This is a genomic window from Nocardia sp. NPDC088792 (assembly GCF_044750615.1).
Classification (GTDB): Bacteria; Actinomycetota; Actinomycetes; order Mycobacteriales; family Mycobacteriaceae; genus Nocardia.
Genome location: NZ_JBIVKC010000010.1, coordinates 1 through 11,814, shown reverse-complemented (window position 1 = coordinate 11,814; position 11,814 = coordinate 1). Strand labels below are relative to the sequence as shown.

Annotated in this window: 8 protein-coding genes; 5 read left to right on the top strand and 3 right to left on the bottom strand. The window is 64.7% G+C overall.

Features of this window, described 5'->3' with window-relative positions; all coding sequences use genetic code 11:
• Positions 1-3 precede the first annotated feature (3 nt).
• Entirely contained in the window at positions 4-3,855 is a 3,852-nt protein-coding gene (locus ACIP5Y_RS46860) for a type I polyketide synthase (protein ID WP_400360313.1), read from the top strand.
• A gap of 10 nt (positions 3,856-3,865) precedes the next feature.
• Here ACIP5Y_RS46860 and ACIP5Y_RS46855 read toward each other — a convergent pair whose 3' ends face one another.
• Positions 3,866-4,630: a thioesterase II family protein gene (locus ACIP5Y_RS46855; RefSeq protein WP_400360312.1), complete on the bottom strand. Its 765-nt coding sequence runs from the start codon at positions 4,628-4,630 to the stop codon at positions 3,866-3,868.
• Between the two features lie 306 nt (positions 4,631-4,936).
• Between ACIP5Y_RS46855 and ACIP5Y_RS46850 the strand changes: the two genes are divergently transcribed.
• Complete coding sequence (locus ACIP5Y_RS46850; protein ID WP_400360311.1) at positions 4,937-5,524, top strand: GrpB family protein; 588 nt, start codon at positions 4,937-4,939, stop codon at positions 5,522-5,524.
• Positions 5,525-5,941: 417 nt separating this feature from the next.
• Positions 5,942-7,077, top strand: a protein-coding gene (locus tag ACIP5Y_RS46845; protein WP_400360310.1) for an IS3 family transposase whose coding sequence is annotated in 2 segments (ribosomal slippage) — positions 5,942-6,206 and positions 6,206-7,077 — 1,137 coding nt in all. Because the reading frame shifts where the segments join, the coding sequence is not laid out codon by codon here.
• On the opposite strand, the gene ACIP5Y_RS46840 is transcribed toward ACIP5Y_RS46845, so the two are convergent.
• Positions 7,039-7,407 carry a hypothetical protein gene (locus ACIP5Y_RS46840; RefSeq protein WP_400360309.1) on the bottom strand — a complete coding sequence of 123 codons (369 nt, stop codon included), beginning with the start codon at positions 7,405-7,407 and terminating at the stop codon, positions 7,039-7,041. The genes ACIP5Y_RS46845 and ACIP5Y_RS46840 overlap by 39 nt on opposite strands.
• Before the next feature lie 568 nt (positions 7,408-7,975).
• Between ACIP5Y_RS46840 and ACIP5Y_RS46835 the strand changes: the two genes are divergently transcribed.
• Positions 7,976-9,706, top strand: a complete 1,731-nt coding sequence (locus ACIP5Y_RS46835; RefSeq protein ID WP_400360308.1) for a hypothetical protein — start codon at positions 7,976-7,978, stop codon at positions 9,704-9,706.
• A gap of 247 nt (positions 9,707-9,953) precedes the next feature.
• Here ACIP5Y_RS46835 and ACIP5Y_RS46830 read toward each other — a convergent pair whose 3' ends face one another.
• Complete coding sequence (locus ACIP5Y_RS46830; RefSeq protein ID WP_400360307.1) at positions 9,954-10,442, bottom strand: hypothetical protein; 489 nt, start codon at positions 10,440-10,442, stop codon at positions 9,954-9,956.
• A gap of 112 nt (positions 10,443-10,554) precedes the next feature.
• Between ACIP5Y_RS46830 and ACIP5Y_RS46825 the strand changes: the two genes are divergently transcribed.
• Positions 10,555-10,908, top strand: a complete 354-nt coding sequence (locus ACIP5Y_RS46825; RefSeq protein WP_400360306.1) for a hypothetical protein — start codon at positions 10,555-10,557, stop codon at positions 10,906-10,908.
• The last annotated feature ends 906 nt before the right edge of the window (positions 10,909-11,814 follow it).

Below are 11,814 nucleotides of genomic sequence, written 5' to 3'. Positions count from 1 at the left end.
ACGGTGAACACGGAATTCGAGGAAGTCGTCGACGCGCTGCGGACGTCGCTGCTGGACAACGAAACCCTGCGGCAGGAGAACAAACGCCTCACCGACGCCGCGGACGAACCCATCGCCATCATCGGAATGAGCTGCCGGCTACCCGGATCGGTGACCTCTCCGGAAGAGCTGTGGCAGCTGCTGCAGGACGGCCGCGACGCCATCGCACCCTTCCCGGCCGAACGCGGATGGGAGATCGAGGGACAGTACTCCGGCACCCTCGAAGGCGGATTCCTCAGCGACGTCGCCGAATTCGACGCCGACCTGTTCGGGATCTCACCGCGCGAGGCGCTCGCCATGGATCCCCAGCAACGGCTGCTGCTCGAAGGGGCCTGGGAGGCGCTGGAACGCGCCGGCATCGCACCCGACAGTCTGCGCGGCGACCAGGTCGGGGTGTACATCGGCGGCGCCTACTGCGGGTACCTGGATACCCTCGCCGCCGCGGAACCCGCTGGCGTCGGCGGGTTCCTGCTCACCGGCAACACCACCAGCGTCATGTCCGGGCGGATCGCCTACGCACTCGGCTTGGAGGGGCCCGCCCTCACCGTGGACACCGCCTGCTCTTCCTCGCTGATCGCAATTCACCTGGCGTGCACGGCACTGCGGCGCTCGGAATGCACGCTGGCGTTGGCCGGGGGAGTCTCGGTGATGCCGGGACCGGGCCTGTTCGTCGAATTCGCGCAGCAGGGCGGCCTGGCCGCGGACGGGCGTTGTAAACCCTTCTCCGCCGCGGCCGACGGCACCGGCTGGTCCGAGGGTGCGGGGATGCTCGTGCTGGAACGCCTTTCCGACGCGCGCCGCCACGGCCATCCGGTGCTGGCGGTGGTGCGTGGCAGCGCCGCGAACCAGGACGGTGCATCCAACGGCCTGTCCGCGCCCAATGGACTGTCGCAGCAGCGCGTGATCCGTCAGGCACTGGCTTCGGCGCGCCTGGCCGCTTCCGATATCGACGTGGTCGAATCCCACGGGACCGGAACCAGTCTCGGCGATCCGATCGAGGCCCAGGCCCTGCTCGCCACCTATGGACAGCACCGGGACCGGCCGGTCCTGCTGGGTGCGCTCAAGTCCTATATCGGTCACAGCCAGACCGCCGCCGGGGTCGCCGGCGTGATCGCCACCGTGCTGGCCCTGCAACATGGCCGCCTTGCGCGCATCCTGCATCTGGACGAGCCCTCACCGCATGTCGACTGGTCGGCGGGCGCGGTCGAACTGCTGACCGAGCCGCGCGTCTGGCCCGACACGGGCAATCCCCGCCGGGCTGCGGTGTCGTCCATGGGGATCAGCGGTACCAACGCACACGTCATCCTCGAACAGGCCCCGCCCGCTGCGGTCTCCGACACCGATACAGCCGAGGATTCGGTGTCTGGTTCGGGATATGTGGTGCCGCTGGTGATTTCGGGGCGCAGTCGCGAAGCGCTACGGGCGCAGGCCGCGCAGTTGCGGCCGCTGGTCGCGACTGGGCGCATTGTCGATCTGGCCTACTCGCTGGCGACTTCGCGTGCGGCGCTGGAGTATCGGGGCGTGATCGTGGCCGACAGCGCCGAACGATTGGCGGCGGGCCTCGACGCACTGGCGGCCGGTGAATCCGCGGTCGATCTCGTCGACGGTGTGGTCCGGCCGGGCCGGGTCGCGTTCCTGTTCTCCGGTCAGGGCGCACAGCGCGCGGGCATGGGCCGCGAACTGTATCGACTGTTCCCGGTATTCGCGGCCGCACTCGACGAGGTGTGCCGGGAATTCGACCGCTCGACCGTGACCGGCGGCTCGCTGCGGGACGTGCTCTTCGCCGACGACGGCCCTCTCGACGAAACCGCGTTCACCCAGGCGGGCCTGTTCGCCATCGAAGTGGCGGTGTTCCGGCTCGCCGAACACTGGGGTGTGACGCCGGACTTCCTGGTCGGCCACTCCATCGGTGAGATCACGGCCGCACACGTCGCGGGCGTGCTGTCACTGGCCGACGCGTGCACGCTGGTCAGCGCCCGCGGCCGGTTGATGGGTGCGCTGCCCGCGGGCGGGGTCATGGTGGCGGTGCGCGCCTCGGAGGCGGAGATACTGCCGCTGCTGATCGACGGGGTGAGCATCGCGGCGGTCAACGGACCGCAAGCGGTGGTGCTGTCCGGCGACGAGGAAGCCGTGGCGAAGATCGCCGGCGATCGGAAGGGCAAGCGGCTGACCGTCTCCCACGCATTCCACTCCGCGCGCATGGAACCGATGCTCGCGGACTTCCGGCGCGTGGCCGCAGGGCTGACCTACCAGAAACCTCGAACCCCGATCGTGTCCAACCTGACCGGCGAACTCATCGACTCCTACGACGCCGAATACTGGGTGCGGCACGTGCGCGAGCCGGTGCGCTTCCTCGACGGCATCCGGCGGCTGCACGGTCTGGGCGTGTCCACGTTCGCCGAGCTCGGGCCCGATGCCGTGCTGGCGGCAATGGGCCGCGACTGCGTGGCGTCGGCTGCCGAGGCGGCCTTCGTTCCGCTGCTGCGCCGGGATCGAGGCGAGAGTGCGGCCGTGATGACCGCGCTGGCCCAGCTGCACGTCCGCGGCGTCGGCATCGACTGGCGGCAACTGCTTTCCGGCGGCCGGCGCATCGACCTGCCGACCTATGCCTTCCAGCACCGCCGCTACTGGCCGGATGATGCTGGAACAGGCCGCATTTCGGTGCAGGCGAGCACAGCGCCCACACCGCTCGAATCACCCGACGCGCTACGCGAACGACTGGCCGAGACGGCCGAACCCGCACAGGTCATGCTCGAATTGGTGCGCGCCCACGCGGCTTTCGTCCTCGGCCACGACGGCTCGGAAGCCGTCGATCGAGACCGCGAGTTCCTGGAACTGGGCCTGAGCTCGCTCTCAGCGGTCGAATTGCGCGACCGCCTATCACAAGCCACCGGCCTCGAACTGGCCACCAGCATGGCCTTCGACCACCCCACACCCGGCGAGCTCGCCGCGCACCTGCTCGCCGCGTTCACCGGAACAGCCACCGCCACACCACAATCCGGTGGCATGCTGGGCCGGCTCTGGCAGGACGCCAACCGGGTCGGACAAGCCACCGAATTCGCCATGAGCCTGGTCGAAATCTCCAAATTCCGGCCCAAATTCGAAGACCCCTCCGAATTCGGCGGCGCACTTCGAATGACCCGCCTCGCGCAGGGCGATACCCGCCCCGGCCTGATCTGCTGCTGCACCTTCTCCCCACTGTCCGGCGCGCACGAGTACGCCCGCTTCGCGTCGATCTTCCGCGGCCACCGCGACGTACACGCACTGGTCAACCCCGGCTACGCCGCCGGTGAACTACTACCCGCGAACCTCGACGCCAGCGTGCGCCTACAAGCCGAAACTATCCTGCGCCACACCGACGGCGCACCCTTCGTACTGGTCGGACACTCCGCCGGCGGGCTCATGGCAAACCAAATCTGCCGCCGGCTCGAAGAACTGGGCGCAGGCCCGCAACGCATGGTACTGATCGACACCTACTCACCCGACAGCCCAGTAATGGCGGCATGGAGCGACGCCCTCATGCTCGGCACCCTCGAACGCGAGGGCGCCTACACACCGATGGACGACTCCCGCGTAACCGCCGGCGCCTGGTTCACCCCACTGCTCGCCAGCTGGAAACTGGCCGAAATGAACGCCCCCGTACTACTGGTCCGCGCCGGCGAACCAACCGGCCCCTGGCCCGACGGCGAAGACTGGCACACCACCTGGGACTTCCCCCACACCGTCGTCGACGCCCAGGGCAACCACTTCACCATGATGGAAGAGCACGCCGAAATCGTCGCCCGAGCCGTCGACAACTGGCTCGGCGCTTCGTGAATCCGGTTCGCTACGACCCGGCCTGCGCCGCACGCAACACGCGGCGCAGGTTCGCGATCACCGCAGCCGCCTCGGTATTCAAATAGAAATGCCCACCCGGATAGGCTTGCAACTCGAACCCGCCCGAGGTGTGCCGAGCCCAATCCTGCGCCTCATCCAACGTCACCCGCGGATCATCCACACCGATATGCGCAGAAATCGGCATCCGCAACGGTGTGCGCTCGACGTAGCGGTACGTCTCCACCGCGGTGTAATCGGCGCGCAACGCGGCGAGTACCAGCTGCCGCATTTCAGGATCGGCCAGCGCTACCGGATCAGTACCACCGAGCGCGTCCACTTCCGCGAGAATCCCTGCGTCGGTTCGAGTATGAACATTCTCCGACCGCACCCGAGACGGTGCACGCCGCCCAGAAACAATGAGCGCCACCGGCTCACAACCCTTTTCAGCCAACCGCCCCGCAACCTCGAACCCCACCAGCGCACCAAGACTGTGCCCGAAAATGGCCAACGGCCGATCCGTCCACGGCAACAACTGCTCGGCAACAGCATCCGCAAGCTCGCCCACACTCTGAAAGGGCTGCTCCAACCGCCGATCCTGCCGCCCCGGATACTGCACCGCCAACACCTCACACCCCGGCGCCAACGCCCGAGCCACCGGCAAGAAATAACTAGCCGACCCACCCGCATGCGGCAAACAAGCCAACCGAATCCCCGCCCCCGGATCAGGATTGAACCGCCGAACCCACCGCTGATTCACTTCCCCGACCGCACCCATACCGACCCAACCTCCCGACTACCAGCACACCTACCCCGCCACCGTATCAGCCCCACCCACCACCCAGAATCCCTTGCAATAGTGAACCATTCACCCCCATCCCACCCCCGACCAAATCTCCGAGACAATCCCCGACGGCGCCCACCATTTCGGTCCATCTAAAGGTAGTTCGACGGGTTTTCACCAGCCGCCATATTGACGCGCGCTGAGCCCGCGGCAGCCCGCCCGGCCGAAGCCGCCCGCCCGGCGTCCACGCCAAGGCTGAACTCTTGTCGGAACCCTCGCCACGCCATTAGGTTTTGTCTGATGCCCACATTCGAGGAGATCATCCGCCACCGCGAGCCCGACCCCACCGAGAACCCTTGGGTCAACGGGCCGCCCCCATCGGAAGCGATCACGATCGTCCCGTACGACCCACTGTGGCCGCGCCGTTTTTCGGTCTTGGCCGGCGACATCCGCGCAGCGCTCGGTGATGCGGTCCTGGATATCGAGCACGTCGGATCCACTGCCGTCGAGGGGTTGGCCGCCAAAGATGTCATCGACATCGTTCTCACTGTGGCCGACTCACGGCAGGAGAGCGTATATGTCCCCCCGCTCGAACACCTCGGTTATTACCTTACTATCCGGGAACCGTCGTTTCACGAACATCGGTGCCTGCGGCTTGCCGACCCTCGAGTGAACCTGCACGTGTTCGGTCCCCACTGTCCAGAGACCATCCGACTGCGCATGTTCCGCGACTGGCTGCGCGATCACCCCGAAGATCGCGCGCTCTACGAGGACGCCAAACGAGCCGCCATCCCCGGAGGTGGCAACGTCATGGACTACAACGCACGCAAGCAGCAGGCGATCCGCGAGATCTACGATCGGCTCTTCCGCGCCCTCGGGATGAAGTAGACAATCCCCGGAACCGACATCCCCTCTTACCGCGAGCCGCACGGTTCGAAGCGGCCACGCGGCAGGCTCGAAGATCAACGCGTCAAGATCATCTCAGCCTTGGCGACGCACGCCCACGCCGACCGCCGTCGTTGCGTGTCGGCTTCTACCAGCGCCATCGTTCGAACCATGCGGGCTCTTGCCAGACCGGAGCGTTACCTGGAATGAACTGCAGGTGATAGCTGTCGGCTTCGGCGCGATCAGGTGAGCTGTCGAGCAGTGTGACCGTGCAGACATAGGAACCATTCGGCAATTCGAACCCGTTGTCATGCCAGTTCAAGTCAAACCATAGATCGTCTGACTGGAGCCCTTTGAGCAGGTCCAGCGGTTGTGAGAGTTCTGATGCACCAGAATGGGTGCAGGAGGACGGTTCACGACATGGCGCGACGACGACACACTCCCGAGCAGATCATCCGCAAGCTGCGTGAGGGCGAGAAGCTGATCGGGGAGAAGTTCTCGATCGAGGAGGTGTGCAAGCACCTCGAGATTTCCGAGGCTTCCTGGCATCGCTGGCAAGCCCAGTACGGCGGCATGAAGTCCGACGACGCCAAACGGCTCAAGGAGCTCGAGCGTGAGAATGCGCGGCTGAAGAAGATGGTCGCCGAGCAGGCCCTCGATATCGACATGCTCAAGGAAGTGAACCGGGGAAACTTTTGAGCCCGGATCGGCGCCGCAGGGCCGTGGTGGTTCTGCAGCAACGGTTTCGGGTGTCGCAACGGCGGGCATGCCGCGTGGTCGGGCAGTCGCGGTCGGTGCAACGCCGTCGGCCGGCGGTCGCCGAGATCGAACAGGCGTTGCGGGCTCGGCTGCGGGTGATCTCGGGCAAGCATCCGCGGTGGGGTTGGCGCAAGGCGCACGCGTTGTGTCGCGGCGACGGACTTGTCACCAACCATAAACGGACGCAACGACTCTGGCGTGAGGAGGGTTTGAAGAGACCGAGCCGGGTCCGCAAGAAACGCCGCATCGGACCCGGTCGCAATCAGCGGTTGAAGGCGTCGTTCCCGGATCAGATGTGGGCGCTGGATTTTCAGGTCGATGTCACCGTCGACGGACGCCAGGTCCGGTTTCTCAACATCGTCGACGAGTTCACGCGAGAAGCCCTGGCCACCAGAGCATTCCGCTCCTGCACCGCCGATCAGCTCATCTCGGTGCTCGACGAGATCATCGCGGCGACCGGTCGAAGTCCGGCGCATATCCGCATGGACAACGGTACCGAGATGACCGCGCACGCGATGACCGACTGGTGTCGGTTCACCGGTGTCGATGCCTCGTTCATCGACCCGGGATCCCCGTGGCAGAACGGTGTCTGCGAGTCGTTCAACGGGCGTTTCCGCGACGAATTCCTGACCTGCGAGGTGTTTCATTCGCTGACCGAGGTGCAGGTTCTTGCCGAGGACTGGCGCATCGAGTACAACGGTTACCAGCCACACGGATCCCTGGGCTTCCTCAGCCCCAACGCATTCCGTGAGCAATGGTCACCGACCGAGTTCGAGCAACAGCCACAACTCGCATAACCGGTGGACCCGCCATCGGGGCCCAGTCACGTCCGCCTCGCACTGGGCGACGATCTCCAACATCTCGGAGTTGACCACAACCAGCCTGCCATCTGTCACGACGATCGGGCCTCGCGCTTGCATCTGGATCGACGCACCCGGATCCACCGGTGAGGTCGACAGATCGATAGTCCAGCTATCCTCGGCGCTTGTCGCCCAAAGCAGAAGGCTGCGCCGACTCATCTCGGAATCGAAGTGCGACAACACAGATCGCCGGTTTCGGTGGTCGTTCACCGACGGGTTGTAGGCGTTCGGATCGAGTACACCGAGCAACCCCTTGCTATCAGGCATCCTCGTGATGCGGACCGAGAATCCAGCCACATAACCTCCCCGTACTGCCGTACTCCTCGTGAAGGAAGGTAATCACGACCGGTCACACGTTCCCAAGAGCGAAGCTCCCGACGCGCACTCATCTGCCGCAACCCGCGCTGACCGAACCGGCCAGCCCAGGACCTGGAAGATCAGCTGAGACTGCCGATCCGGAGTCGGCCGGACGCACCATATCGGCTCCATTTCAGTGTCAAGTCGCGGGCGCGTTGAGATCTGAAGCGTTCTGCTTTTGCGGGATGCGCAATCGCGGATTACGGTTGGGCCGTGATCATTTCTCGTGGGAAAGGCGCCGTGCGCCGCAGCCGGTGACCCCCGGAAGGGCCACCCCAAAGCGGGGGTGTTCTCCAGGCCTTCCCCGATATCGGCACCATCATCCTCTGACTGATCTCATCGACACCTTCGAGATCAGCGCGGGTATGCAACCCGCGGCCGATATCTACGGCGCGTTCGGCCCATTTCTGCTCGACCGCGACCAGTGTGACAAAGCCGTCCAGGCTCTCGACGCCCGAGTCGCCGCCGACGAATGCCCATGTCGGGCAACACCTATCCGCCGAGCAAGCGGATCAGCGAAACCGCACTCGAGGACGTCGGCTGCGGCATACCTAGGAGCTATAGCTATATGTCCGGTTCGTTGATCGTTCGCCGCATACTCGTTGATCAGCCCTTCGCCGAGATTGGCGAGCCTTCGACGGTCGTTGTCGACGAGGAGCGTGGCCTTGTCGCCGTAGGCGGCGATCTGGGGTATCTCGGGTGGTCCGGTTGCGGGACCGCCGATGACCGGTGGCGGCAGTACCGGGTGGGAATCTATGGCGCGCAGGATCTTCGGTGCCGGTGGGTGGTGGAGTCGCAGCGGCCGGTACATTCGATGGCCTTTCACCCGATCTTGCCGATCGTGGCCGTGGGGACCGGGGCCTACGACGGGGGATACGCCTTCGAGGGCGAGTTACTGATCCTCGATCTACGGTCCGGACAGGCGACCTCGGTGCAGCGTGGGGCACGCGAGGTACTGCACGTCGAATGGGTCAGCGATCAAGCTTTGCAGGTCGTGGTGGCTCCATCCGACGAATTTCCTGACGGCCACTACGACGCCACGGCGCACTCCTATGCGTTCTCCGCGGTCCTGGAACGGCTCGACTGGAGCAATGTCGCGGGCGGTTCGGTGCAGCGTGAAGAGCTCGCCGGGCAGCGGGTCGAGTTCGAGCGCCCCGCAACAGAAGTGGCGGCCAGTCGGGGTATCGGGTTGCTTGCCGCGTTGACCGGGACGCCGTGGGAACCGCGCCGGCAAGTGTGGGATGTCCAGGAGTTGCAGGACGGGCGGGTGCTGGCCTGTGCAGAAGGCGTTCTGGCCGAATCATGGCTGCCCGACGGGCGACTGCAGTGGCGCGTCCGCGATGAGGAAGGCGGCCGACAGCTCGTGGTCCGGGTCGGTCAACTCGATGCCTGGGTCAACCTGGACCGGCGGAGATGGCATTGGGTCGGCAGGGAACGGGTCACCGAGCCACCGCTGGTCGTGCGAGTGTCGCTCGAGGACGGGACAGTGCTCGCCTCCCTACATCTGGACTCTTCGGTCACACTCACTACACGCGAGGATGGCTGGCTCGCCCTGAGATCCACGGACCTGGACCGGAGCAAGGGCTTGCTCGCGCTGATCGGCCCGGCCGGGGAAACTCCCGAGATACGCGTGCCATTCGGGGGATTCGACCTCTTCAACCATCCTTTTCCGATCCGCCACAGCAGGCAACTGCTCCTCCTCCAGGGCAAGGAGGACAAGCCATCGCAGGACAAGCGCGTCGTTGCCGTCGACCCAGCCGGTCGCTACGGTGAGTCCCCGGTGCGGGAGCTGTTCCCCCTCGAGTGGAACACCGAGCGGGCCGGGCACCTCTTCGGTGGACCCGGCATCGAGGTGGGCAGTGCGGGGAACCGGGACTTGGTACACGCCGGGGCTGTGTACGACGGTGCCGGCCTGCTGCCCGGCAACGTTTTCGTTGTCCGGCGCAGCGGCCTGAACGGAGCCGTGCGGTGGGTATTCACCGCCGACGTCCCCGTCACCGCCCTGGACGGCGACGAGAACACGGTCTACGTCGCCTTGAATTCCGGTGAGCTGGTGGCCCTATGCACCTCGGACGGGACCGTGCGATGGCGGCAGCGCCTGGCAGTCGCCGGCCAACCCGCGGTACCTCTGTCGCTCACACTCACCAGGCCAGAGCGGCTGCTGATCGGCACTGTCGACGGACGGATCCTCGACTGTTCGGTCAGCTAGGCATTCCGCAGAAATGCAGGTTCCTCGTCCGCCGAACACCCGCGTCGCTACGACGCTGTCTCCACCCACGCTGGCCGACAGTCGATCTCGCAAACGCACTAAATCGCCGCGGACCGCGCTGACCGAACCAGCCAACGCGGTGCGCCGGATGATCAACCGGCGGTGTCGATCCGAGGCCGACCGAACGCACTGATTTGCCGAGTTGGGATGTGCCCGAGATCAAAGGCTTCTGATCTCGGCGTGGCACTTACTCCGTTACTAGGTACCAGCCGGAATGGTTGTCCAGAAACTCTCGGACGTCGGACTCCGCAGCCACGCTGAGGGGCAGATCGTCTGGCCGAGGTTGCAGTGCTGTCATGATTTCAGATGACAGTGGCATATCGAGTTGCGGCAGACGATATTCTTGAATAGTGCCCCTGAGGAACAGCAGGCCGGAAATCCGACCTGCTGGGTCATGCCGATATGGTTCGCCCACGCTGCGGAGATCGCACTGGCCGAGCCACAGACGGGGGCAGTCGATGATCATGTCATCAAGCGCCGACTCCTTGCCGTTCCACCACTTGCGCGCTACCTCGTCTGAAACCGGAAGCCGCAAAGCAACGAGAACAACATCGACAACATCCACCCCGACAAAGTAGCAAGCTCCGTATTCGGATGGACGATGCAACTCCATCCGTCTTTCTATGCCGCGGACCGCGCTGGGCGAATCGGCCAGCGTGGGGCGCTGGAAGTTCAAGTGGCGGCGTCCATCCCAGACCCGCCGAGCACACGGAACTGCCGATGAGCGAAACGGTCCGGCCCATCTGCACCCGATGCACGGCCGGCTTCATCAGTAGGATCAGATGTCCATGACCATGGATCCGCCGCCAGACCTTACTGACCTCATCTGGCTGTTCGAAGCCGAGCCTCGATGGCCGCACCTCGAGGGGTTGTCGGGTCCGTACTCCGATGCGAGTTACGAAGCGGAGTTGTGGCTGTTCACAGCTGCTATATTCCGCCTGCAGCGCGGAAATACATGGGTGGAGATGGAGATCCACCCCGACCACGACCAGGTACGCCTGATTTTGGGAGTGGGCAATGACCGGCTCGCTGATCTCGAACTCGACAGTGTGCGAACGGTGGCTGTCGAGAAGTCCTCAAGTTGGGAACGGCTTCGGACCGAATTCCGCGATCACACCCTCGGCAAAACTCTTCGGCTTTAAACCAAGCCGGACATCAGCCTGCGATGGACGGCCGACGCCGAGGTGTGAGAAGCGCTGCCCACGTACGAACGTCCTGAAATGCCGCGTACCGCGCTGACCGAACCGGCCAGCAGGGCGCTGCGGAAGATCAACCGGCCGTGGCGATCCCAAGGCCGGCCGAACGTCCGCAACTGCCGATGAGAGGGACTTGCAGAAACTCGGCACGCCGCGTAGATCATCGACCATAGTGCTACGTATCACCTCTTCTATCTGCCATGGAGACCTTCGTGTCCGGTACTGATGGTTGGACTGCCAGCCCCATAAGTCTGAACAAACTGCCGAGTGGCCGCCTGGACTCCATCACTGGGGGCGGGACAGCGCCAGCCACCGAAATCGGGAAGCGGTACGAGTTATTGGTTCGAGAGCAGGTGTCGATGCGGGCAGCTCGACATCGTCGAAGATCCTTGTTACTGCACTGATCAAGATTGAGAAGGACGAGGGTAGCGGGAGCGGCCGCTTCTCATACGGCCAGAATGTGTTTGACAGGGAGGCGAAGTACGGTGCCGAGTACCTCTACGAGATCGCAGTCGGCGAAACAGCCTCGGGTCGGCCGCGCGAGACGTTGTATCCACTGAATGAATACATCGTCATCGGGACCGGAAAAACCAACGTCCGATTCTGAGGCCGCCTGATTGCCGTTCTCTGACAACGGAGTTCGGTCCGCTCACGCTGCCCTCAGCACAAGGACTGCCACAAAGGACGGCACACGCTCTTGTCGCGACCCGGGCGTTGGTCGGCCGTCCAAACTGGTTGGCCGACAGCGCTTCCTGGTGCGCGGTAATGCCGAATTGAGGATGGGTCCGAGTGAGTGCTCCGAGCTTGGAAGCCACTTTAGGGATCAGCATGTGTGGTTGGGAGATCCGTGCT